At 68.1% G+C, this 24,642-nt stretch carries 18 protein-coding genes and 1 pseudogene; 9 read left to right on the forward strand and 10 right to left on the reverse strand.

Features of this window, described 5'->3' with window-relative positions; genetic code table 11:
• Window positions 1-576 (reverse strand): ESPR-type extended signal peptide-containing protein (locus AC06FE_RS04570; protein WP_478072368.1); only part of this gene is annotated, 576 nt, incomplete at its 3' end.
• A 691-nt stretch (window positions 577-1,267) separates the two neighbouring features.
• A complete protein-coding gene (gene purL, locus AC06FE_RS04575) occupies window positions 1,268-5,149 on the reverse strand; it encodes a phosphoribosylformylglycinamidine synthase (protein ID WP_478072369.1) in 3,882 nt (1,293 codons plus the stop codon).
• A 382-nt stretch (window positions 5,150-5,531) separates the two neighbouring features.
• Here purL and AC06FE_RS04580 point away from each other — a divergent pair.
• A pseudogene (locus AC06FE_RS04580) lies at window positions 5,532-6,326 on the forward strand (Ig-like domain-containing protein); the annotation flags it as partial.
• 3 nt (window positions 6,327-6,329) lie between these two features.
• A complete protein-coding gene (locus AC06FE_RS04585) occupies window positions 6,330-7,589 on the forward strand; it encodes a glycoside hydrolase family 18 protein (RefSeq protein WP_478072661.1) in 1,260 nt (419 codons plus the stop codon).
• A gap of 75 nt (window positions 7,590-7,664) precedes the next feature.
• On the opposite strand, the gene AC06FE_RS04590 is transcribed toward AC06FE_RS04585, so the two are convergent.
• Window positions 7,665-8,441 carry a DsbC family protein gene (locus tag AC06FE_RS04590; RefSeq protein WP_192286729.1) on the reverse strand — a complete coding sequence of 259 codons (777 nt, stop codon included), beginning with the start codon at window positions 8,439-8,441 and terminating at the stop codon, window positions 7,665-7,667.
• Window positions 8,442-8,637: 196 nt separating this feature from the next.
• Window positions 8,638-9,615, reverse strand: a complete 978-nt coding sequence (gene xerD, locus AC06FE_RS04595) for a site-specific tyrosine recombinase XerD (RefSeq protein ID WP_132865052.1) — start codon at window positions 9,613-9,615, stop codon at window positions 8,638-8,640.
• A 71-nt stretch (window positions 9,616-9,686) separates the two neighbouring features.
• On the opposite strand from xerD, the gene AC06FE_RS04600 reads away from it, so the two are divergent.
• Window positions 9,687-10,157 carry an RDD family protein gene (locus AC06FE_RS04600; RefSeq protein ID WP_478072370.1) on the forward strand — a complete coding sequence of 157 codons (471 nt, stop codon included), beginning with the start codon at window positions 9,687-9,689 and terminating at the stop codon, window positions 10,155-10,157.
• A 145-nt stretch (window positions 10,158-10,302) separates the two neighbouring features.
• Here the strand turns inward: AC06FE_RS04600 and lptG are convergent, their stop codons facing one another.
• Complete coding sequence (gene lptG / locus AC06FE_RS04605; protein WP_192286731.1) at window positions 10,303-11,409, reverse strand: LPS export ABC transporter permease LptG; 1,107 nt, start codon at window positions 11,407-11,409, stop codon at window positions 10,303-10,305.
• Window positions 11,406-12,491, reverse strand: coding sequence for an LPS export ABC transporter permease LptF (gene lptF / locus AC06FE_RS04610; RefSeq protein WP_478072371.1), 1,086 nt, complete (start codon window positions 12,489-12,491; stop codon window positions 11,406-11,408). The genes lptG and lptF overlap by 4 nt, the downstream gene beginning before the upstream one ends.
• A 104-nt stretch (window positions 12,492-12,595) precedes the next feature.
• Here lptF and AC06FE_RS04615 point away from each other — a divergent pair, with 104 nt between their 5' ends.
• From AC06FE_RS04615 to AC06FE_RS04630, 4 genes are all read left to right on the forward strand, one after another.
• The gene (locus AC06FE_RS04615) at window positions 12,596-14,068 is read left to right on the forward strand and encodes a leucyl aminopeptidase (protein ID WP_478072372.1); all 1,473 of its coding nucleotides are present in this window, start codon (window positions 12,596-12,598) and stop codon (window positions 14,066-14,068) included.
• Between the two features lie 112 nt (window positions 14,069-14,180).
• On the forward strand, window positions 14,181-14,603 hold the full coding sequence (locus tag AC06FE_RS04620) for a DNA polymerase III subunit chi (RefSeq protein WP_313253697.1): 423 nt from the start codon (window positions 14,181-14,183) through the stop codon (window positions 14,601-14,603).
• Between the two features lie 9 nt (window positions 14,604-14,612).
• Window positions 14,613-14,804 (forward strand): YqaE/Pmp3 family membrane protein, encoded by a 192-nt coding sequence (locus tag AC06FE_RS04625; RefSeq protein ID WP_132865057.1) that lies wholly within the window; start codon window positions 14,613-14,615, stop codon window positions 14,802-14,804.
• Between the two features lie 34 nt (window positions 14,805-14,838).
• Window positions 14,839-17,664, forward strand: coding sequence for a valine--tRNA ligase (locus tag AC06FE_RS04630; protein ID WP_478072373.1), 2,826 nt, complete (start codon window positions 14,839-14,841; stop codon window positions 17,662-17,664).
• Window positions 17,665-17,737: 73 nt separating this feature from the next.
• Here the strand turns inward: AC06FE_RS04630 and AC06FE_RS04635 are convergent, their stop codons facing one another.
• The 3 genes from AC06FE_RS04635 to AC06FE_RS04645 form a co-directional block, all read right to left on the reverse strand.
• The gene (locus AC06FE_RS04635) at window positions 17,738-18,358 is read right to left on the reverse strand and encodes an HAD family hydrolase (RefSeq protein WP_192287298.1); all 621 of its coding nucleotides are present in this window, start codon (window positions 18,356-18,358) and stop codon (window positions 17,738-17,740) included.
• A gap of 14 nt (window positions 18,359-18,372) precedes the next feature.
• Complete coding sequence (locus tag AC06FE_RS04640) at window positions 18,373-19,107, reverse strand: hypothetical protein (RefSeq protein ID WP_446540638.1); 735 nt, start codon at window positions 19,105-19,107, stop codon at window positions 18,373-18,375.
• A gap of 113 nt (window positions 19,108-19,220) precedes the next feature.
• On the reverse strand, window positions 19,221-20,330 hold the full coding sequence (locus AC06FE_RS04645; protein WP_478072374.1) for an MBL fold metallo-hydrolase: 1,110 nt from the start codon (window positions 20,328-20,330) through the stop codon (window positions 19,221-19,223).
• 80 nt (window positions 20,331-20,410) lie between these two features.
• On the opposite strand from AC06FE_RS04645, the gene AC06FE_RS04650 reads away from it, so the two are divergent.
• The gene (locus AC06FE_RS04650) at window positions 20,411-21,037 is read left to right on the forward strand and encodes a TetR/AcrR family transcriptional regulator (protein WP_192286737.1); all 627 of its coding nucleotides are present in this window, start codon (window positions 20,411-20,413) and stop codon (window positions 21,035-21,037) included.
• A 192-nt stretch (window positions 21,038-21,229) separates the two neighbouring features.
• Complete coding sequence (locus AC06FE_RS04655) at window positions 21,230-22,522, forward strand: acetamidase/formamidase family protein (protein ID WP_478072375.1); 1,293 nt, start codon at window positions 21,230-21,232, stop codon at window positions 22,520-22,522.
• Window positions 22,523-22,624: 102 nt separating this feature from the next.
• Here the strand turns inward: AC06FE_RS04655 and AC06FE_RS04660 are convergent, their stop codons facing one another.
• Complete coding sequence (locus tag AC06FE_RS04660) at window positions 22,625-24,577, reverse strand: M1 family metallopeptidase (RefSeq protein WP_478072376.1); 1,953 nt, start codon at window positions 24,575-24,577, stop codon at window positions 22,625-22,627.
• Window positions 24,578-24,642: the final 65 nt, after the last annotated feature.

Here is a 24,642-nt window from a genome sequence, read left to right on the forward strand (position 1 = left end):
TGCCGCCGTGGCACCGTCGCCGCTGGCCACCGCGTCGTCGCTGCCGTCGCCGGCACCGTTGGCCTTGAAGTAGCGCTGCACGTTCTCGCCGGCGGCCGCCACGGCATCCAACTGCGCCTTGTTCACCGCATCGGTGGCCTCGGTGCCGGCGGCCACGTGGGTGACCTGCCGCTCGCTGCCCGACGTGCCCACCGAAACGCTGTTGGCGCGGTCGGCGACCGAGCCGGCACCCAGTGCCACGCTGCCGTCGGCCGAGGCGACCGTGCCGGCGCCAATGGCCACCGCGTTGCTGCCCGTGGCCTGCGCGTCACCGGACGTCGCGCAATCCACCAGGGTCGCGCTGCCCAGCACCATGCACTGCCCGCTGCCGCCCACTTCGACCGATTGCGCCTGTACGGCGGTAACCGTTCCTGCGCCCAGTCCCAGGGCGATGGCCAGGGACAAGGCCTGCAGCCGATGGCTGCCGGCGCGTCGCTCATCGACGACGACGCCCGACGCGTTGGAAGTGGCCAACTCCGATGCCACGACCAGCTGCCCCAATGCCTTGTTCCACACCTTGCGATAAATCCGATTCATCGTCACAGCTCCTCAAGTGGGGTGGTTTATTCCGCTTGCAGAAACGGCCATCGCTGGACTGAACGCGTCCAACGATCCCCCTGAGGTGTTGTGGATCCTGTCTCCCGGACAACCGGGCACGCGAGGCTCACGCCTGCCGTGGCGGCTCTCGCCCGTACGGATGTGTAACCACGGTTCCGTACGTGTCGAGGCGCTACAGGATGGTTCGAGTGTTAATCGACGATTTATCTAGCGTCAAGTTTCCGGCTGCATAACGACTTTTGAGATGCGCCGCACAAATCTCCCTCCCAAAGGAGATGATTTTTGGGAAATTTCTTATGAAACAAACGGATGCGTGTGTTGTCCCCAAGCCATCGCCGCACGCTCTGCAGGCATGACGGGCCCGGCCGACGGGCAGCCCCGGGCCTTGTCCCACGGGCGTTTCCAGCCAATCTTCGGGCGGGGGACCCGATCCCGATGGCGACGCGTGTTCAGGACGACTTTTTTTGCGCTGCAGGAATGACCGCAGCGCCGGACGCGCGCCAAACCGTCCCGGGCAGCCTGCCACCGCCACCGGATACCCGGCCACCTGAACCCCGCATCCGGGACCTGCCCGCCACCGGCCTGTCCACCCCAACAAAAAAGCCCGCGGCAGCGGCCACGGGCTTTCCCGGACGGCCCCGACAGGGTCGGGGCCATTTCCCAGCGTTACTCAGCCACACCATACGCGGGCATTGCGGAACATCCGCAGCCACGGCGAATCCTCGCCCCAACGCGCCGGCGCCCAGCTCAGGTTGACGGTGCGCGGGGTGCGCTCCGGGTGCGGCATCAGGATGGTGACGCGGCCATCGCTGGTGGTCAGGCCGGTGATGCCGTCCGGCGAACCGTTCGGGTTCAGCGGGTACTGCTCGGCCACGCGGCCATCACCATCGACGTAACGCAACGCGATGCTGGCGGCGGCCTGGTCCACCGCACTGTCGAACTCGGCGCGGCCTTCGCCGTGGGCCACGGCCACCGGCAGGCGCGAACCGGCCATGCCACGCAGCAGGATCGACGGCGACTCCTGCACTTCCAGCAGGGCGGTGCGTGCCTCGAACTGCTCGCTGCGGTTGCGCAGGAAGGTCGGCCAGTGCTCGGCACCGGGGATGATGGCCTTGAGCTGGCTGATCATCTGGCAGCCGTTGCACACGCCCAGCGCGAAGGTATCCGGGCGGGCGAAGAAGGCGGCGAAGGCCTCACGCAGCGCCGGTCGCTCCAGGATCGAAGTCGCCCAGCCACGGCCGGCACCGAGCACGTCGCCGTAGCTGAAGCCGCCGCACGCGGCCAGGCCGCGGAAATCGGACAGCTGCACGCGGCCGGCGATCAGGTCGCTCATGTGCACGTCGTAGGCATCAAAACCCACGCGCTCGAAGATGTTGGCCATCTCGATCTGGCCGTTGACGCCCTGCTCGCGCAGGATCGCGATCTTCGGCCGCGCACCGGTGGCGATGAACGGTGCCGCCACGTCCTCGGCCGGGTCGAAGCTCAGCTTCGGCTTCAGGCCCGGGGCGTTGAAGTTGCGGGCCAGCGCGCGTTCCTGGTCGGCCGCTTCCGGGTTGTCACGCAGCTTCTGCATGGCGTGGGTCACCGACCACCAGGCGTCGAACAGGTCTTCCCAGCGCCACTCGGCCAGGCTTTCGCCGCCCAGTTGCACCCGCACCACCGGCGCGGTGGTCGGGCGGGCGATGCGCTGCGCGCACTCTGTCAGCGCATGGCGTTCGACCAGGTCGGCGAACGCGGCGCGGTCTTCCCTGGCGATCTGCACCACGGCGCCGAGTTCTTCATTGAACAGGCTGCGGAACGGGTCATCGCCCCAGGCATCGAGCACAATGTCCAGGCCCTGACGCGAGGCGAAGGACATCTCGCACAGCGCGGCGAACGCACCACCGTCGCTGCGGTCGTGATAGGCCAGCAGCAGGCCGGCTTCACGTGCATCGCGGATCAGTTCGAAGAACCCACGCAGGCGCTCGGGATCGTCCAGGTCCGGCACTTCACCGGCAAACGCCGGCAAGGCGCTGTGGTCGGCCTGAGTCTGGGCCAGGATCGAGCCCCCCAGGCGCTGCTTGCCAGCACCCAGGCCAATCAGCCACAACTCGCTTTCGGTTTCACGGTCGAGCAGCGGGGTCAGCTGCTGGCGCGCATCGACCACCGGCGCGAACGCCGAGATCACCAGAGACACCGGCGACACCGACTTCTCGGCCTTGCCGTCAGCCTGCCACTGCGCCTGCATCGACAGCGAGTCCTTGCCCACCGGGATGCTGATGTCCAGCTGCGGGCACAGCTCCATGCCCACCGCCTTGACCGCGTCGTACAGCAGCGCGTCTTCGCCGTCGTGGCCGCAGGCGGCCATCCAGTTGGCCGACAGCTTGACCGTGTCCAGCGAGGTCACCGGCGCGGCGCACAGGTTGGTGATGGCTTCACCCACCGCCATGCGCGCCGAGGCGGCGGCGTTGAGCAGGGCCAGCGGGGTACGCTCGCCCAGCGACATCGCTTCACCGGCGTAGGTGTCGAAACCGGCCAGGGTAATGGCGACATCGGCCATCGGCAGCTGCCACGGGCCGATCATCTGCTCGCGCGCGGTCAGGCCGCCGACGCTGCGGTCACCGATGGTGACCAGGAAGCTCTTGGAAGCAACGGTCGGATGCGCCAACACGCGCAGGCCGGCGTCATGCAGGTCGATGCCGGCGGTCTTGAGCTGCGGCCAACGCGGTGCAGCCGGATGCGTGGTGTCGCGATGCATCTTCGGCGCCTTGCCGAACAGCACGTCCATCGGCAGATCGATCGGTGCATCGGCCGGGATGTTGCCCGGCGTAGCGCCGTAAGCGACAACCAGGCGTTCCTCGGCGGTGGCGATGCCGACCGCGGCGAACGGGCAACGCTCGCGTGCGCAGATGTCGGTGAACTCGGCCAGGCGCTCGGCCGGGATGCCCAGCACGTAGCGTTCCTGCGATTCGTTGCACCACAGTTCCAGCGGCGACAGCGACGGATCGTCGGTGGGCACCTTGCCCATATCGATCACGCCACCCACGCCGGAGTCGTGCAGCAGTTCCGGGATGGCGTTGGACAGGCCACCGGCACCGACGTCATGGAAGAACTTGATCGGGTTGTCGGTGCCCATGGCCACGCAACGGTCGATCACTTCCTGGCAGCGGCGCTCCATTTCCGGGTTGTCGCGCTGCACGCTGGCGAAATCCAGGTCCTCGGCGCTCTCGCCGGAGGCCACCGACGAGGCGGCACCGCCGCCCAGGCCGATCAGCATCGCCGGGCCGCCGAGCACGATGACGATGTCACCGTCCTGCAGGCGCAGCTTGTCCACCTGCACGCGGTCGATCGCGCCCAGGCCACCGGCCAGCATGATCGGCTTGTCATAGGCGCGGGTGATCTCGCCTTCCGGCAGTTCGAAGCTGCGGAAGTAACCCAGCAGGTTCGGGCGGCCGAACTCGTTGTTGAACGCGGCGCCGCCGAGCGGGCCGTCGAGCATGATGTCCAGCGCCGGCGCCATGCGCGGGTTCAGCGCGCGCGGCGCTTCCCACGGCTGCGGCAGGGTCGGGATACGCAGGTGCGAGACCGAGAAACCGGTCAGGCCCGCCTTGGGCTTGCCGCCGCGGCCGGTCGCGCCTTCGTCGCGGATTTCGCCACCGGCACCGGTCGAGGCACCCGGGAACGGCGCGATCGCGGTCGGATGGTTGTGGGTTTCCACCTTGATCTGGAAGGCGCTGGGCACCACCGCTTCGCTGCGGTACTTGCCGCTGGCCGGGTCCGGGCGGTAACGCGCAGCCGGTTCACCCTCGATCACCGCAGCGTTGTCGCTGTACGCGCTGAGCGTATGCTGCGGGGTCTGCTGGTGGGTGTTCTTGATCATCTTGAACAGCGAGCGGTCCTGCGCCTGTCCGTCGATGGTCCAGCTGGCGTTGAAGATCTTGTGGCGGCAGTGCTCGGAGTTGGCCTGCGCGAACATCATCAGCTCGACGTCGGACGGATCGCGGCCCAGCTCGGTGTAGCGCTGGCGCAGGTACTCGATCTCGTCCTCGGCCAGGGCCAGGCCCAGTCGCTTGTTGGCGCTTTCCAGGTCGGCCAGGGCGATGCGCTCCAGCTGGCCACGCGCCAGGCTGGTGAACAATGCCTGTGCCTGCCCGATGTCGGTCAGCAGCGACTGCGTCATCGGGTCGTGCAGCAGCTTGGCCACGGCGGCCTGCTGGGCCGGGTCGGCCGGCCAGCCGCTCAGGTCAATGCGGGTACCGCGCTCCACGCGCTGGATCGCCAGGCCGGCGCCGCGCACCAGCTCGGTGGCCTTGCTCGACCACGGCGACAGCGTGCCCAGGCGGGGCACCACGTAGCGCGACACCGCGCCGTCGGCGCGTTCGGCCGCCTGCGGCTGGCCCTGCACGATGCGGCCCAGCGTGGTCAGGTCGACCGCGCCGGCATCGGCAGCTTGGGTGAAATAGACATGCCAGGCACCGGTGATACGCAGGTCGGCGGCGATGGACTGCAGGCGGGATTCAAGACGTTCGCGACGGAACGGCGAAAGGGCAGCTGCGCCCTCGAGGACGATCATGTCCGGGAAACCATGGTTAGGAATCGGGCCCGGCATTGTACCGGAGTCCGCCGCCGCTCCCCTGATTTCCGGTTCAGCGCGGGCAGGCGCTGGCCGGGCGCCAGCGGCAATCGCCCGGTGTGGAGGGAAAGCGGGGTTACGGTTCCCCCCTCGCTATGCTCATTCAGCCGGTGGCGCTGCCCCGGCCCGTCCGCCCGCCTTCCCGCTCGCCAACGGAACTCCCCCAACCCGGCCCCGGCCAGGCGCTTGATGCGCCTGCCATGCCGAAGGCATGCCCCGCGCCGGCCGCCCCCAAAGGAGATTGACCATGACGGATCATCCCAACCACCGCCCGCCCCACCGGCGCGGTCGCACCCGCACCGGCCTCCTCCTGGCCACGGTAATGGGCCTGGCCGCGCTGCCAGCGGCCCAGGCCGCCGATTGCACCGGCGTGAAGCCCTGGATCGCCACCACGATCTACTCGCCCGGGCAGACCCTGCAGAAGGACGGGGTCCTCTACCAGGTCCAGCAACGGATCTGGAACGCCGCGCCGGACCATCCCGCCGGCCGGCGCTACTACCGCTCCCTTGGCCGTTGCGAGGGCGGCGCCGGTAATCCGCCACCGCCTTCCCCGCCGCCGGCCAACCAGGCGCCGCAGGTCCGGCTGACCGCCCCTTCGGCCGGCAGCCGCTTTGCCGCCGGCAGCACGGTCACGCTCCGCGCCGATGCCTCCGATCGCGATGGCAGTATCCGCAAGGTCGAGTTCTTCCATGACGGCAGGTCGCTGGGCGTGGACCTCCAGGCCCCGTACACCCTGCATTGGCAAGCGGTTCCAGCCGGCACCCATGTGCTCAGCGCCCTGGCCACCGACGACCGCAATGCGAGCACGCGCTCGGCCACGGTCACCCTCATCGTCACATCCGCTCCCCACGAGGACACGGATACCACCGCACCCACCGTCCCCGCCGCAGTGTCGGCCCAGGCGTTGGACCCGAACCGCGTCCAGCTGCGCTGGAATCCGTCCAGCGACAATCCCGGTGGTGGCGGGCTGGCCGGCTACGACCTGTACCGCGATGACCACCTGGTCGCCTCGCCCACCACCCCCTCCTACCTGGACAGCGGCCTGGCACCTGACACCGCCTACCGCTACGCCGTGCGGGCCCGCGACGTGGCCGGCAATGCTTCGGCCCGCAGCGCACCGGTGGACGTGCGCACCCCGTCTGCCGACACCGACGGCGACGACCCGGGCGCCAGGCGGCTCATCGGCTACTTCACCCAGTGGGGCATCTACGGCCGCAACTACAAGGTCAAGCAGATCGACAGCAGCGGCTCGGCGGCCAGGTTGACCCACCTCAACTACGCCTTCGGCAACGTGCGCAACAACCGCTGCGAGGTCGGCATCACCCAGGCCGCGAACCCGGGCACCGGCAGCGGCGGCGATGCCTATGCCGACTACACCCGTTCCTTCGGCGCGGCCGAAAGCGTCAGCGGCCGTGGCGATACCTGGAACCAGCCGCTGCGCGGCAACTGGAACCAGCTGCGCCAGCTCAAGGCCAGGCATCCGCACCTGAAGGTGCTGATCTCGCTCGGTGGCTGGACCTGGTCACGCGGCTTCTCCAGCGCCGCGCAACCACGGAACCGCGCCGCCTTCGTGGCCTCGTGCATCGATGCCTACATCAAGGGCAACCTGCCGTTCACCGACAACGCGGGCGGGCCGGGCGTGGCCGCGGGCATCTTCGACGGCATCGACCTGGACTGGGAGTACCCGGCCGCCTGCGGCCTGGGCTGCGGCAGCCCGGCCGACCGGCAGAATTTCACCGCACTGCTGGCCGAGTTCCGTCGCCAGCTCGATGCAGTACGCCCCGGCCTGCTGCTGACCGTGGCCGTGGGTGCCGGCATCGACAAGATCCGCGTGACCGACCCGGGGGAGTACCACCGCTACCTGGATTTCATCAACGTGATGACCTACGACTTCCACGGTGCCTGGGCACCACGTACCAACCACCATTCGGCCCTGTTCGATTCGCCGGCCGACCCGTCCAGCGGGGACGAGCGCCTGTACAACAGCAATGACGCGATCGAGGCCTACCTTGCCCGCGGCGTGCCGGCCCACAAGTTGAACCTGGGCGTGGGCTTCTACGGCCGCGGCTGGACCAACGTGGTGCCGACCAACAACGGCCTGTACCAGCCTGGACGCCCGGCGGCTGGCAGATACGAAGCCGGCATCGAGGACTGGAAGGTGCTCAAGGACCTGGGCTGGCCGGTGCATACCGACCGCACCGCCAAGGCGACGTGGCTGTACGACGGCAGCACGTTCTGGAGCGTCGACACGCCGGAGATGCTCATCGAGAAGATGGCCTACGTGAAGGCCCAGGGCCTGGGCGGCGCGTTCTTCTGGGAGTTCAGCGGTGACGATGCCCAGGGCACGATGGTCAACGCGCTGGACCGCGGCCTGAAGTAAGCGGCACGCCCGCAAACAGGAAGCCCCTCCACGGGAGGGGCTTCCTGCATCAGACGCGGACGATCGGTGCCTGGATCAGCGACCGCCACCGGCCGCGTCGATGCGCTCCAGCGCGGCCTTCAACTGCGCCGGCGGCAGGTAGCCGCCGAGCTGGCTGCCATCGGCGGCGAAGATCGCCGGGGTACCGTTGATGCCCAGCTGCTGGCCGAGGTTGTACTGCATGGCGACCGGGTTGGTGCAGGTCTTCGGGGACACCGGCTGGCCGGACTTGGCCGCGGTCAGCGCGGCCTTGCGGTCGCTGGCGCACCAGACCGAGATCATGTCGGTGTAGTCCTTGCTGCCCAGGCCCATGCGCGGGAACGCCAAGTACTCGACCGCGATGCCGTTGCGGTTGAGCTCGGCGATGTCCTGATGCAGCTTGCGGCAGTAACCACACTCGATGTCGGTGAACACGCTGATGGTGTACTTGGCATTCGGCGGGGCGAACACGATGCGGTCCGCGTGCGGCAGGGTCGCCAGCAACCCGCGGCGGTACTGCAGCAGCCCGGCGCTGGTGGCCATGGCCTTCTTCTGGATGTCATACGGCTGCGACTGCATCAGGTAGCGACCGTCATCGGTGACGTACAGCACCTGGCCGGACACGATCACCTCGCGGAAACCCGGGAACGGCGCGGCGCCGATGTAGTCGGGGCTGAAGTTCGGGTCGAGCTGCTTGAGCGCATCGCGCACGGTCTGCTCGACCGGGCCTTCGGCGACCTGCGGCGCAGGGGCGGCGACGGTCGGCGAGGCCTGCTGCGCACAGGCGGTAAGGCTGATCGCGCCCAGCAGCGCGGCAATGGCAATTCGGTACATCGGCAACCCGTGGGAAGAAATATCCGGCCGATTCTCGCATACGCCCCTGCAACGCGCCGTGCGGGCAGCCGGCAACCTGCCACGGGGCATCTGGACAAATATTCACCAGCCGCCGGAAACGCTGGCGGGGCAAGGGGTACCGGCATTTATCCACAGCTTGTGCGGCCACTGCCGCACACCGGTTGTGGAAAACCCCTCAACCGCGCGGGTGATGCCTGCGGTGCAGCTTCTGCAGGTGCTCGCGCGCCACCAGCGTGTAGATCTGGGTGGTGGACAGCGAGCTGTGGCCCAGCAGCATCTGCAGCGCGCGCAGGTCCGCGCCATGGTTGAGCAGGTGGGTGGCGAAGCTGTGGCGCAGGCCGTGCGGGCTGATCTTGCCCGGGTCGATGCCCGCGACCGCTGCACTGGCCTTCACCAAGGCCCAGAACTGCTGCCGACTCAAGGGCTTGCGCTCGTTGCCGACGAACAACGGCACCTGCCCGTCCGGCGTGGCCTGCACCGCCTTGCCGCCGGTCAACTGCGGGCGCGCCTGCGCCAGGTAGCGCTCCAGCCAGTGCTGGGACTCCTCGCCCAATGGCACCAGCCGTTCCTTGCTGCCCTTGCCGGTCACCCGCAGCACGCCCTGGCGCAGGTTGACCGCATTGGCCGGCAGGTTGACCAGTTCGCTCACGCGCAGGCCGGCGGCGTACATCAGCTCCAGCATCGCGCGGTCGCGCAGGCCTTCGGCGGTCTCCACGTCCGGCGTGGCCAGCAGCGCATCGATCTGGCTTTCGGCCAAGGCCTTGGGCAGCGAGCGCGGCAGCTTGGGCGGCTCCAGCAGGGCGGACGGATCGTCATGCCGCTCACCGCGCTTGAGGCCATATCCGAAGAACGCCCGCAACGCCGACAGCAGCCGTGCATTGCTGCGGGCCGTCCAGCCATGCCGGGTACGCCAGGCCAGGTAATCGAACAGGCCCGCGCGATCGATGCCAGCCAGGCCATCGCCGGCGCCGTCACGCCACCGCGCCAGCCCTTCCAGATCACGGCGGTAGCTGTCCAGCGATGCCCGGGCCAGGCCCTGCTCGGCCCAGATCGCATCCAGGAAACGCTGGATCAGGCGGGCATCGGCATCGCGCAGCGGCGGCAGCTGCTGCACCATCTGGCGGCGTTCGGCGGGCGTCAATGCGGCGGACATCGGCGCAAGCATAGGGGCTGGCCGTGCCGCTGCCCATGCATCGTCGCCGTCCCAGCCCGTATGCTCGGCACATGACGATCGCCGCCGACGCTCCTCCCGCCCGCCCTTCCGCCCTGCTGCCACGTCGGCTGGCGGCGCTGTTCTACGACTTCTGGCCGACATTGGCGTTGTGGATGCTGGTCTCGGCGGTGTTCACCGCCGGCTACACCCTGGCCGGTCATGCCGCACGCGAGAACATCCATCCCTTCAGCGGCCTGCAATGGCTGCTGTGGCTGTGCTGCTGGATCGTGGCTGGCATCTACGCCACCACCAGCTGGAAACGCGGCGGGCAGACCCTGGGCATGCGCCCGTGGCACCTGCACCTGCGCGCGATCGATGGCGGCCCGATCGGCACCGGCGCGCTGTGGGTGCGTTACGCGGTCGGCACGTTGTCGCTGCTGTGTGGCGGCCTCGGGTTCTGGTGGGCGCTGGTGGATCGCCAGCGCCTGACCTGGCATGACCGTGCCAGCGGCACGCGCCTGGTGAAGCTGCCGAAGCCGTGATCGCCCGACGCGGATGCGTGCCGGGAGCCGCTGCGCGAACTCCCCGCCTACCGGCAGGCGAGCACGCTCACGCAGGTTGGGACGCCATCCCGGCCTTGGATCAATGGCCGCGTCACGGGTACAGGCTTGCCGGCCAAGGCCGCGCCTAGCCGACCCGTCGTCGTGACAGCCAGCCGGAGATGGCCAGCATCATGATCGGCGGCAGCGCATAGGCGATGCGGTAGTCGATCTTCAACGCGCCGGCCATGCGGCCGAAGAACATCTGCAGCAGCAGGAAGCCCAGCGCGAACAGCATGCCCAGGAACAGGCGCTTGCCCATGCCGCCGCTGCGCAGCGAACCGAACGCGAACGGCACCGCGGCCAGGCACAGCGCCAGCACGTTCAACGGGTAGAACCAGCGGCTCCAGTACGTGTCCTCGTAGTCCCGCGCGTCCAGCCCGTTGCGCTTGCGGTAGTCGATGCTGGTCTTGAGCTCGCCCGCGCTGAGGTTGCGCGGACGCGCCAGGCCCGACGCCAGCGCGGCGGCGTCCAGGTTCGACTTCCAGACTTCGCTCTCGGCGGTTTCGCGGGTCACCGAGCGTTCGCCGAACACGTCGCGGCGGACCTTGCCCAGTACCCAGCCTTCAGGGCTGTGGGTGGCAGTCACCGCATAGGTCAGCGTTGCCAGCCGGCCGTCGGCGTCGAGGGTGTACAACCGGACCTCGTTCAGCACCAGGCGGCTGCGCCCCGCCTCGTCGAGCAGCTCCTCGCCGTTCTTCGCGTTGAGGAAGGTGTCACCCTCGCGTGCCCACAACCCGGAATAACGGGCCATGGTCATGTCGGTGTTGTACTTGGCGCTGGTCTTGAGCGCGTCGGCACGGTTTTGCGACCACGGTGCCAGCGTCTCGCCGTTGACCACCATCAGCACGGTCAGCAGCGACAAGGCGATCGCCACCGACCCGGCGATCCGCCGCCGCGACACGCCCACCGCGCGCAGCGCGGTCAGCTCGGAAGTCGCCGCCAGCTGGCCCAGGCCCATCAGCGCACCGATCACCGCGGCCATCGGGAACAGCGTGTAGGCACGGCGCGGGAGGGTGTAGGCGGTCCAGGCCAGCGAATGGCCGAAGGTATAGTTGCCCACGCCGATGTTCTTGGCCTCGCCGGACAGCGCCAGGATGGCGTCCAGCCCCAGCAGCACCAACCAGACCAGCAGCACGGTCGCCAGCACGTTGCGGCCGACGTAGATGTCATGGATGCGCGGGGTCAGCCTCATGCCGTTGCTCCTGCGCGCGGGCGACCCAGCCGGCCATCACGGAAATACAGCCAGAGCGCCAGCGCCAGCAGCGGCACGGTCAGCCACCACATGCCCAGCCCGGCCGGGATGTCGCCCTTGGCCAGCCACTGCCGGCCGAGGATGCTCAGCTGCACGCCCACCATGTAGGCCAGGAACGCCATCATGATCCGGCCATAGCGCTGCTGACGCGGCGCGCTGCGCGCCAGTGGCAGGGTCAGCAGGGCGAAGGCCAGCGCCAGCAGCGGCGGGGTGATGCGCCAGTGCAGCTGAGCCTTGGCCTCCGGCCGCGGGTCCGCGAGCAGTTGCCCGGTGGTCATCATTTCCGGGTCGTCCTTGTCGCGCGTCTCGTCGCGGTCGGGCAAGGCGATCTCGTTGCTGGCGTAGCGCATCAGGCGGTAATCCAGTGCCCCGTTCTCCGGGCCCTCGACCCGGTAGCCGTCCTCCAGACGCAGGAACCGCTGGCGCTCGCCCTCGAAGAACATCGAGCCCTGCTTGGCCGACACCACGTCGATCCGGCCATCGCGGGTGCGCTGCATGAAGACCTTGCCCATCCGGGTGCCGTCCTCGTTGAGCGAGGACAGGTAGACGATGCCGCCGCCGGACACCTGGGTGAACTTGCCCGGCTCCAGCCCGGCCACCACGACGCTGCGGCTGGCCTCCTCGATCATCTGCTCGGAGGTGCGGTCGGCCCAGGGGCCCAGCCACACCGAGCACAGCGCCACCAGCCCCACGACCGGCGCCACCAGCAGCAGGATCGGCTTGAGCAGGCGCCGCGGGCCGACGCCCACGCCGGTCAGCACCGCCATTTCCGAGTCGCGGTAGAGCCGGGCGATGGCCAGCGCCAGGCCCAGCATCAGCGCCAGCGGCACGATGATCGGCAGGTAGACCACGAACTGCAGGCCCAGCTGGGACAGCAGCAGCCCGGCGGGCATGCGCCCGTCGGCGATGCGGCCGAGGATGTCGACCAGCACGCCGCCGACACTCACCACCAGCAGGACGATCAAAGTGGCCAGAAAGCTCTGGAGGAAGTCGCTCAGCAGGTAGCGGTCAAGCTTCGCCATAGGGTCGGTGGTTTAAACTCTCGGTTTCGTCCGCGGCACGCCGGTCCATGGGACCGTACGTAAACAGCCTGCGATTGTACGGATTTGGCAACGGAATCTGATCAATGTCTCTGGAATTCACCCTGAACCACGCCGCCCCGGCCTCCGCCGGCTTCGATTGCATCATCGTCGGCGCCTTCGCCGACAAGTCGCTGAGCCCGGCCGCCCAGGCCCTGGACGCCGCCAGCGGCGGCCGTCTCACGACCCTGGTCGAGCGTGGCGATGTCGGCGGCAAGACCGGCAATACCACCGTGCTGCACGACCTGCCCGGCGTCACCGCGCCGCGCGTGCTGGTGGTCGGGCTGGGCGAACCGGCCAAGTTCGGTGTGCCCCAGTACATCAAGGCGGTCGGCGACGCCGGCCGCGCCCTGAAGAGCGGCGTCACCCGCAGCGCCCTGTTCACCCTGTCCGAACTGGCCGTAAGCGGTCGTGATGCCGCCTGGAACATCCGCCAGGCCGTGATCGCCGCCAACCACGCCAACTACCGCTACACCGCCACCCTGGGCAAGAAGAAGCCGGACGCCCCGGGCCTGGAGACGCTGGCCATCCTCGGCCAGGACGACACCGCGCTGCTGCAGGGCCAGGCCATCGCCGCCGGCGTGGAGTACGCCCGTGAACTGGGCAACCTGCCGCCGAACCTGTGCACCCCGGCCTACCTGGCCGAATCCTCGGTCGCCTTCGCCGCCGAGCACGACGGCGCCGAAGCCGAGATCCTGGACGAGCAGCAGATGGAAGCGCTGGGCATGGGCTCGCTGCTGGCCGTGGCCCGCGGCTCGGCCAACCGCCCCAGGCTGGTGGTGCTGAAGTGGAACAACGGCGGTGACGCCAAGCCCTACGTGCTGGTCGGCAAGGGCATCACCTTCGATACCGGCGGCGTCAACCTGAAGACCCAGGGCGGCATCGAGGAGATGAAGTACGACATGTGCGGCGGCGCCAACGTCATCGGCACCTTCGTGGCCACGGTCAAGGCCAGGCTGCCGCTGAACCTGGTGGTGGTCGTGCCGGCCGTGGAAAACGCCATCGACGGCAATGCCTACCGCCCGTCCGACGTGATCACCTCGATGTCCGGCAAGACCATCGAAGTGGGCAACACCGACGCCGAAGGCCGCCTGATCCTGTGCGACGCACTGACCTACGCGCAGCGCTTCGAACCGGCCGCGCTGGTCGACGTGGCCACCCTCACCGGTGCCTGCATGGTCGCCCTGGGCCACCAGACCGCCGGCCTGATGAGCAAGCACGACGACCTGGCCAATGAGCTGGTCGCCGCCGGCGAGCACGTGTTCGACCGCGCCTGGCGCCTGCCGCTGTGGGACGAGTACCAGGGCATGCTGGATTCGACCTTCGCCGACGTCTACAACATCGGCGGCCGCTGGGCCGGCGCCATCACCGCTGGCTGCTTCCTGTCGCGCTTCACCGAAGGCCAGCGCTGGGCGCACCTGGACATCGCCGGCGTGGCCAGCGACGAAGGCAAGCGCGGCATGGCCACCGGCCGTCCGGTGGGCCTGCTGACCCAGTGGCTGCTGGACCGGGTGGCCTGAGGCAGGTAACGGGGAGCCGGCAACCGGGCATGCGAATGCTCCGCGCCGGTTCCCCACGCCGCCTTCCGCACCGTCCTTCCCCGTTCCCCTTTCCCGGTTCCCCGCCTTGACCATCCGCGCCGACTTCTACCTGATCGCCAAGCCGCGTTTCCTCACCGAACCGCTGAAGCTGGTGTGCGAGCTGGCCCGCAAGGCCAACGACGGCGGGCTGTACACGCTCGTACTGGCGCGCGATGCCGCCCAGGCCGAGGAACTGGACGAGCTGCTGTGGTCGTTCGACCCGGATGCCTACATCCCGCACCAGATCGTGGGCGAGGACGTGGACGAGGAGGAAGCCATCGTGCTGATCGCCGTGCCCGGTGCCGATGCGCCGGAACGCCCGCTGGTGATCAACCTGCGCGACGAACCCTGGCTGGGCGCCTGCGAGCGCGTGCTGGAAGTGGTGCCGGCCGACCCGGAAGCCCGCGAACCGCTGCGCGAGCGCTGGCGCCAGTACAAGGCCGCCGGCTACGCGCTCAACAAACACGACATGTAAGGAACGACCATGCGCCTGCTCATCGCCATCCTCCTGCCCTGGCTGGCCTTCTTCACCATCGGTCGTCCCATTTCCGGCATTGTCTGTCTGATCCTGCAGATCACCTTGATCGGCTGGCTGCCCGGCGCCATCTGGGCTGCATACGCGGTCAGCCAGTACCACACCGACCAGAAGATCAAGCGCGCGCTCGGCGCCCGCTGATCCCCCTTTTCACGCTTCGACCCGGTTTCCCCGCATGACCCAACTCGCCTCCAGCTACGACCCCAAATCCTTCGAAACCGATCTCTACGACGCGTGGGAGAAGGCCGGCCACTTCAAGCCGTCCGGCAAGGGCGAGCCGTACACCATCGTGCTGCCGCCGCCGAACGTGACCGGCACCCTGCACATGGGCCATGCGTTCCAGCAGACGCTGATGGACGCACTGATCCGCTACCACCGCATGCGCGGCTACGACACGCTGTGGCAGGTGGGTACCGACCACGCCGGCATCGCCACCGAAATGGTGGTCAGCCGCAACCTGGCGCTGGAAGGCAAGGGGGAAACCCGCGACTCGCTGGGCCGTGATGGCTTCATCGACAAGGTGTGGGAGTGGAAGGCGCATTCGGGCAACGTGATCGAAGGCCAGATGCGCCGCCTCGGCACCTCGGCCGACTGGTCGCGCAGCACCTTCACGATGGACCCGGGCCCGAGCGAGGCGGTGATCGAATCGTTCATCCGCTGGCACGAGCAGGGCCTGATCTACCGTGGCCAGCGCCTGGTCAACTGGGACCCGGTGCTGAAGACCGCCATCTCCGACCTGGAGGTGGAAAGCGCCGAGGAAGACGGCTTCCTGTGGTCGATCGCCTATGCGCTGGAAGACGGCGCCAGCTACGAGCACGTCGAGGTCGATGCCGACGGCAACGAGACCCTGCGCGAAACCCGCAACTACCTGGTCGTGGCCACCACCCGCCCGGAAACCCTGCTGGGCGACACCGCGGTGATGGTGCACCCGGAGGACAGCCGCTACGCGCACCTGGTCGGCAAGACCGTCACCCTGCCGCTGACCGGCCGCCGCGTGCCGGTGATCGCCGACGACTACGTGGACAAGGCGTTCGGCACCGGCGTGGTCAAGGTCACCCCGGCGCATGACTTCAACGACTACCAGGTGGGCGTGCGCCACGGCCTGCCGATGATCAACCTGTTCACCCCGGTGGCCGCGCTCAACGAGAACGCGCCGGAGCAGTACCGTGGGCTGGACCGCTACGAAGCACGCAAGGTGATCCTGGCCGAGCTGGAGGACCTGGGCATCCTGGTCGAGACCAAGGCGCACAAGCTGCAGGTGCCGCGCGGCGACCGCACCGGCCAGGTGATCGAGCCGTACCTGACCGACCAGTGGTTCGTGAAGATGGACAGCCTGGCCAAGCGTGGCCTGGAACTGGTCGAGAACGGTTCGATCACGTTCGTGCCGGGCAACTGGATCAACACCTACCGCCACTGGATGGAGAACATCCAGGATTGGTGCATCAGCCGCCAGTTGTGGTGGGGCCACCGCATCCCGGCGTGGTTCGACGAAGCGGGCAACTGCTACGTGGGCCGCAACGAGGCCGAAGCCCGCGCCAAGGCCGGCCTGGCCGATGACGTGGTGCTGACCCAGGACAGCGACGTGCTGGAGACCTGGTTCTCCTCGCAGCTGTGGCCGTTCTCCACGCTGGGCTGGCCGAACGAAACGGCCATGGCCGAGCGCGGTTTCGACCGCTACCTGCCGTCGAACGTGCTGATCACCGGCTTCGACATCATCTTCTTCTGGGTGGCGCGCATGATCATGGCCACCGACAGCTTCACCGGGCAGATCCCGTTCAAGGACGTCTACATCACCGGCCTGATCCGCGATGCGCAGGGCCAGAAGATGTCCAAGTCCAAGGGCAACGTGCTCGACCCGCTGGACATCATCGACGGCATCACCATCGACGAACTGGTCGCCAAGCGTACGCATGGCCTGATGCAGCCGAAGATGGCCGAGAAGATCGAGAAGGCCACCCGCAAGGAATTCCCGGACGGCATCATCGCCCACGGCGCCGACGCGCTGCGCTTCACCATCGCCGCGCTGGCCACCCACGGCCGCGACATCAAGTTCGACATGAGCCGCGCCGAGGGCTACAAGAACTTCTGCAACAAGCTGTGGAACGCCAGCCGCTTCACCCTGATGAACACCGAGGGGTCCAGCTTCAGCGGCGTGCCGCAGCCGCGTACCGATGCCGAGAAGTGGATCCTGTCGCGGTTGGCCAAGGTCTCGGCCGAAGCGCAGCAGAACTTCGCCGACTACCGCTTCGACCTGTTGGCACAGTGCCTGTACGAGTTCGTCTGGAACGAGTTCTGCGACTGGTTCCTGGAGCTGACCAAGCCGGCCCTCAACGGCGACAACGCCGACGATGCGGCCAGCACCCGCCACACCCTGCTGTACGTGCTGGAAGCCGTGCTGCGCCTGCTGCACCCGCTGACCCCGTTCGTCACCGAGCAGCTGTGGCAGCAGGTCGCCCCGCGCCTGGGCATCGCCGCCGACACGCTGTCGCTGCGCGCCTACCCGACCGCCGCCGAGTTCGCCGGTGATTACGCGCAGGCCGAAGCCGACGTGGAATGGTTCAAGGGCATGGTCAGCGCGCTGCGCCGCGTGCGCAGCGAACTCAACGTGCCGCCGTCCAAGCAGGTGCGCCTGCTGCTGCAGGGTGGCCAGGCGACGGACCCGGCGCGCGTGGAGCGCTTCACCTCGCAGCTGCGCTTCCTGCTCAAGCTGGAAAGCATCCAATGGCTCGCTGCCGACGCGCAGACCCCGCCGGCCGCGGCCGCCATCGTCGGCGAGCTCAAGCTGCTGGTGCCGCTGGAAGGCCTGGTTGACCTGGATGCCGAACGCGCGCGCCTGGACAAGGAGATCGCCCGCGTTTCCTCGGAGAAGGAAAAGAGCGAGACCAAGCTGTCCAAGTTCACCGACAAGGTGCCGGCGGCGGTGGTCGAGCAGGAGCGCGTGCGCCTGGCTGACTGGAACAGCCAGCTGGCCGGCCTGCAGGAACAGCGCGCCAAGCTGTAAGCGCCTGCGGTACGTTGGACATGAAAACGCCGCCTCCGGGCGGCGTTTTCATGTCATCGCTAGCTCAGCGGCATCACGCCACCGGCACCGCCAGCGCACGCCGCTGCCGCAGCAGCTCGGCGCAATCGCGGGCGTGCCATTGCGCCATGCCCGGCCACGGATCGCCGGGCTGGTTGACCAGAATGCCCGGCACGCCCGCAGCCTGCGCGGTGGCCAGGTCGTAGTAGTGGTCGCCGACCATCCGCATCACCGCCGGTGCCACCGCCCAGCGCTGCGCGAAGTACTGCAGGCCAGCCGGGGAAGGCTTGGGCGTGACCTCGTCACGCCCCAGGATATCTTCCGGCGCGAAACAATCGGCCAAGCCGATCGCCGCCAGCGTCACCTGTGCCAACGCGCGCGCATTGCGGGTCAGGATGCCCAGCCGACAGCCCTCGGCATGCAGGGTCCGCACCAGGTCCACCGCGCCCGGCGCGGGCGTGGCGGCAACCGCCAATGCATGCTCGTGCTCCATCAGCCAGGCATGGCCTTCGGCGGCACGCGGCGGTGGCAACGCCGCCAGGTGCTGCAGGATGTCGGCCTCGGCCGGGATATCCAGCGCGCGCCGGATCAGCGCGAAGTCATGCACCGGCTCGGTGAGGGTGCCGTCCATGTCGAACACCCAGTGATGCGACTGGGCCAGCGCCCGCGCTGCCATGCCCTGCCCCACGCTCAATCCCAGTTCGGCATCTGGCTGCCATCCAGGCCGCCGACCTCGAAGACCGCCTTGCGGGTGCCGCCGGCCTTCACCGGGAAGTCGATCTCGACCACCTTGGCCTTGCGCAACTGGCGCCACAGGCCGCGGTTGTCATTGATGAACATGGCGATGGCTTCGTCGGTATCCGGGCGGTTCGCGGCCATGCTGCGCGGGGCGGCGCCGTCCACGCTCACCGTGACCTGGCAGCTGCGGTAGCAGGCGCGCGCGAAGTCGCTGGACTGCAGCACCAGGTAGGCATGCCGCTTCCATTCCGGGTGGTCGCGGAACACCAGCTGCACCGGCTTGGTACCCGTGCCATCCACGTCGACGCGGTCCTTGCTGTAGATCGCCGCCGAACGCTGGGTGCCCCCCTTCACCGCCACCTGGTTGTAGTTCCACAGGCCCTGCATGCGGCGCAGTTCGCGTGCTGCGTCGGCCTTCTCCCTCACCTCGGCCAAGCCCGGCTCGATGCGTTTGGCCGCCTCCGAATCGGGGAACTGGTCCAGCAGCGCGGCACCGTGGATCTTCGCCTTCTCCCAGTCGGTGCCGGTCACCGCTGCGTCGTACAGCTTTGCAATGCCCTCGGCGTCGGCCTCGCGCTTGGCGCGCTCCTGCGCGGCAGCGGCTTCCTGTTGCTGGCGCTCGGCTTCCGGGTCGCGACAACCGGCCAGTGCAACGACGCACAGCACGCCAAGGATCAAGGGTTTCATCAGGCAGCTCCAGGGAAACAGGGCGCGGCACCTGGCCGCGCGACGCCGCCCACTTTAAACATCCACGCCAGTGATTGCTCGCCCTGCGCCCTGCCCGCTGCACATGCGTGGGCTCACTCGGCCGGCAGGGGCTGCGCGGCTTCCCCGCGCCACCAGTGCGTGGACGGGGCCGGTGCCCCCAGGTCCAGGCGCTCGCCCATCCGCGGTGCGGTCAGGGCCACGCCCTGCTGCTGCGCCAGCGCGGTGATGCGCTCGAACGGCTCGGTCCACGGATGCAACGCGAGGTCGAAGGTGCCGTTGTGGATCGGCATCAGCACCTTGCCACGCACATCCAGGTGCGCCTGCAGGCTCTGCTCGGGCTGCATGTGCACGTCGGGCCAGTCCGCGTCGTAGGCACCGGTCTCGACCATGGCCAGGTCGAACGGCCCATACCGTTCACCAATGCGGGCGAAGCCATCGAAGTAGCCACTGTCGCCGCTGAAGAACAGGCGCAGCCGGCCGCTGTCGATCACCCACGATGCCCACAGCGTGCGGTTGCCATCGGAGAGCCCGCGCCCGGAGAAGTGCTGCGCCGGGGTGGCGACGATTTTCAGCCCCTCCACTCGCGTCTCCTGCCACCAGTCCAGCTGCGTCACCTGCGAGGCCGGCACGCCCCAGCCGATCAGCCGGTCGCCCACGCCCAGCGGCGTCACGAATTGGCGCACCTTCGGTGCCAGCGCCAACACCGCGGCATGGTCGAGGTGGTCGTAGTGGTCGTGGGAGATGATCACGCCGGTGATCGGCGGCAGCGCCTCGATCGACAGCGGCGGCGCGTGGAAGCGCTTGGGCCCCATGAACGACAGCGGCGAGGCCCGTTCGGAGAACACCGGGTCGGTCAGCCAGAAGTGGCCGTCCAGCTTGAGCAGCATGGTCGAGTGCCCAAGCCGCCACAGGCTGTCATCAGGCGCGTCCAGCAGCGCCTGGCGGGTCAGGGCCTGCACCGGGATCGGGGCCTGCGGCGTGGCATCGGCCGGCTTGTCGAACAGGAACCGCCACAGCACGCCGAGCGTTCGGGCCGCGCCCAGCGAGGTCTTCTTCGCCGCCGCGTTGTGGAAGCGGCCATCGCCGTATTGCGGCGACTGGTCATAGGAAGCGGCCGGGTGCGCGCCGCAGGTCAACAGGCCAATGGACATGGCAGTCAGTACCGTGATCAGGAGGAGGAAACGGGGCAGGCGACGCTTCATCGGGGCTTGCCATGGAAAGTACACCGGCGAGTCTACTTCCAATTTCCAGAAAGTAAACTGAACGGTGTAAAATCGACGGCATGACCACCAGCAACCGCCCTCCCCGGCTCACCGACCGCAAGCGCGCCGCCATCCTGCAGGCGGCCGTGGCCGAGTTCCGCGCGTTCGGGTTCGCCGGCACCAGCATGGATCGCATCGCCGCGACCGCCGATGTCTCCAAGCGCACGGTCTACAACCACTTCAGCAGCAAGGACGAGTTGTTCGTCGCGATCCTGTTGCAGCTGTGGGAGGCCAGCCGCGCGCTTGAAGGGGTGGCGTACGACCCGGCCCGCCCGCTGCGCGACCAGTTGCTGGCATTCCTGGCGCAGAAGCTGCGCCTGCTGGCCGACCCGGGGTTCATCGACCTCTCGCGCGTGGCCATCGCCGAACTGGTGCACGCGCCGGAACGCGCACGCGTGGTGATGGACAAGCTCGCCGAGAAGGAGGAAGGCATGACCACCTGGATGCGCGCCGCACAGGCCGATGGCCGGCTGCGCGCGGACATCGCGCCCGCCGAGGCGGCCCACCAGTTGCAGGGCATGGTCAAGGCCTTCGCGTTCTGGCCGCAGATCACGCTGGGCCAGCCGCCCCTGGACCAGGCCGCGCAGCAGCGCCTGATGGAAGACTGCGTGGACATGTTCCTGGCGCTGCGTGCGCTCAAGCCCTGAGTGCGGCCCGGTCCGGTATCGGTCACCAGCGGCCACAGTCCTCGCCCGGCTTCACGGCGGCCGATCTGACTACACGTGTCGTTACGTTTGACACTGCGACGGCAGCATCGCCATTCGTACACTCCGCGAACACGCCCGCCGGGCCCTACGCGGACACGCATCGTGCGCACCTGCCTGAAATGGTCTTCGCTGTTGTTGTCCGCATTTCCGCTCGCCGCCCTGGCCAGCGATCAATGGATCCTGGCCACCGATCTATGGGGCAACAGCGCCAGGCAGACGTTGAATCTGGACGTCCAGGGCTCGCGTGTCAGCGGAACGCTGGGCGGCGACCCGATCAAAGGCACGTTGAACGGCGCGCAGCTGAAGTTCACCGCCACCGGCAGCGACGGCCAGGCCTACCACTACGATGGCCAGATCGATGGCAACCGCATGTGGGGCCGCAGCGACGAGCCGGACACCAACAATCGCAATGCCCGTGCAGCGCATGATTTCAGCGCATGGCGGGTGCCGTCACGACCAGGGAATATCCCGCGTCTGCACGACTTCACGCCGAGCGACTACTCCAATACCTTCAGCGCAGAGCGCGCCCCGGCGCTGGTGATCTGGCCCGGCGACTCCGTGCAGACCAGGACCCTGGATTCCGGCGGTGTCGACGAGCACGGCGTCACCCGCGCCTTGTTCGGCAACCCACAGGTCGGGCCGTTCTTCGTCGCCGGTGCCGAGCCTGGCGACACGCTGGCAATCACCATCCGTTCGCTGAAACTCAACCGCGATTACGCCGACAGCCTCGACGGCATCGTCGGCCGCCTGAAGACCCCGCGCATCGCCACCGAAACGGCGACGTTGGGAAAGCCGGTGCGCTGGGAACTGGACCGCGTACGTGGCACGGCACGCCCACAGGGTGCCAGCGGCGCATTGGAACACTTCCAGATCCCGGTCAAACCGATGCTCGGCGGCCTCGCCGTTGCCCCGGGCTTCGGTTACCCCGCGTTCTCCACCGGCGACGCCGGCGATTTCGGCGGCAACATGGATTTCAATGCCGTGGTCGAAGGCAACACCGTCTACCTTCAGGTCCAGCAACCTGGCGCGTTGCTGTATGTCGGCGATGGCCATGCCCTGCAGGGCGATGGCGAGACCAGCCAATGGGCGCTGGAGACATCACTGGACGTGGTACTGAAAGTGGAGCTGATCAAGAAGCAGTCCATCGCCACGCCACGCGTTGAATCACCGACGCAGATCATGACCCTGGGGCAGGCAGGCTCCAGCGACGATGCGCTGCGGCTGGCGACGTCGGGGATGCTGCAGTGGTTGCGCCAGTCCCATGGACTGGATATGTCGCAGGCCACCCAGGTGCTCGGCGTGGCAGTGCAGTACAGCGTGGTCAATCTTGCCGGCCGCAGTGTGGGCGTGGCCGCGAAGATCGACAAGTCGGTGTTGAAAGGCCTGCCGGTGGCCACGCTGAAGACTCCCACCCCAACGCCGTGATCGATGTTGGAGGCGGGCATGCGCAGCCCGCAAGCCAACAGCGGCACAAGAACAAACGGCGAGCCGAAGCTCGCCGTTTGCCTTGAAACCTGCCGAGGCCGATTACGGCTTGGGCGCAGCTTGCTGCGTCGATGCAGCTTCCGCCTTGGCGATCATGTCTTCCACCGAGGCGGTGGTGATCGGGTGGTAGCCCGGCTTGGCCTTGGCGAACACGTCCTTGGCGAAGGCCAGGCCTTCCGGGGTCTTCAGCAGCTCGGCGTAGATCGGCAGCACCAGCTTGCGACGGCCCACCTTCTCGATGAACTCACCGGCCGCCGGCAGCGCTTCGTTGTAGCCGCTGCGGATGGCCAGCGGGTACCAGCGCATGGCGATCTCGCCATTGGCGGTGCCGGTGAAATGGTAGGCCTTGTCCAGCTGTGCCAGCTTCTCCACCGGCTGCTTCTCGCCCAGCCCGTCGATGAAGCGCACCCACTCCTGCGTGCCCCACGCACCGGTGACCTGGTTGCTCGGCACGGTGTCGCTGCCCAGGTAGGCGATGCGGGCGGTGTCGACCACGGCGAAGTTGCGCGAACGGGCGCGGGTGGCGAAGGCCGGGATGCCCGGCTCCTCCAGCCATGCCTTCAGTTCGGCATCGGTGACCGCCGAGGGGTTCTTCGGCAGCAGGTGCTTCTTCATGTACTCGACGAACTGGTCGGTGTTCGCGCTCTGGAAGGCATGGTCGTTGAACCAGCCACGCAGGAACGGATCGAACACCTCGCGGCCGAAGCGCTGTTCCAGGAACTGCAGGAACCAGGCGCCCTTGACGTAGGCAACGTTGCTCAGCGCTTCGTCCGGGTCACGCTCGTTGAGCGGCGGCAGCGCCAGTGCCTGGTCGGCCGGGCTCATGTCCTTCACTTCGTTGAGCAGGTCGGTCTGGTCGATCTCGCGCTCCATCTCGGCCATTTCCTGCCCGTACAGCGCCTCGGTGATGCGTGCCTGCACGTAGGTGGTGAAGCCTTCGTTGAGCCAGATGTCCTTCCAGCTCGCGTTGGTCACCAGGTTGCCCGACCAGCTGTGCGCCAGTTCGTGGGCCACCAGCGAGACCAGCGACTTGTCGCCGACGATCACGGTCGGGGTGGCGAAGGTCAGGCGCGGGTTCTCCATGCCGCCGAACGGGAACGACGGCGGCAGCACCAGCATGTCGTAGCGGCCCCAGCGGTATTCGCCGTACAGGTTCTCGGCGGCACCGATCATCTTCTCGGTGTCCTCGAATTCCTTGGTCGCCTTGCCAACCATGGTCGGCTCGGCCCACACGCCCGAACGCTCGGAGATCGGCTGGAACACCAGGTCACCGGCGGCGATGGCCAGCAGGTAGGACGGGATCGGCTGCGGCATCTTGAAGGCGTAATCGCCATCACGCGCGGCCTTCGGGTCGTTGTCGGCGCTCATCAGCACCATCACGTCCGGGCGGCTGGTCACGTGCGCGCTGTAGGTGAAGCGCACGCTCGGGGTGTCCTGCAGCGGTACCCACGAACGGGCGTGGATGGCCTGCGACTGGCTGAACATGAAGGGCAGCTTCTTGCCCTCGGTCATCGACGGCTCCAGCCACTGCAGGCCCGAGGCGGTTGGTGCGGTGTGGTAGGTGATGCGCACGCTGGCCGGTTGATCCGGGGTCTCGATGCTCAGCTTGCTGCCGAACACCTTGTCGGCCGGGGCCAGGGCGAACTGCAGCGGCGAGGCGGCACCGTCGGCGGCGATCGCCTCGACCTTCTCCACGGTCAGCTCGCGGGTGTCCAGCACCAGCTGCTTGGCGGCCTTGTCCTTCCACTCCAGCGTGTAGGTGGCGGTGCCACCGATCTGCTTGGCGTCGAAATCGACCTTCAGGTCCAGCGCCAGGTCCTTGATGACGACCTTGTCCGGCTCGGCGTAGGAGCTTTCATCGTGGCTGCGGCTGACGGTATTCACGGCGGCGGCGGGCTTCTGGGCGACGGGGTCGGCGGTGGGGGCGGCAGGTTCCTTGGCACAGCCGGCGACAAGCGCCACGGCCAGGGGCAGCATCAGCAGGGAAGAACGCATCTGAAGAGAACCGGTTCAGGGAACAGCCGTCGATTTTAAACCCGAACCGCCTTGCCGGATGCGGC

This window comes from Stenotrophomonas sp. Steno-C18, assembly GCF_056393195.1.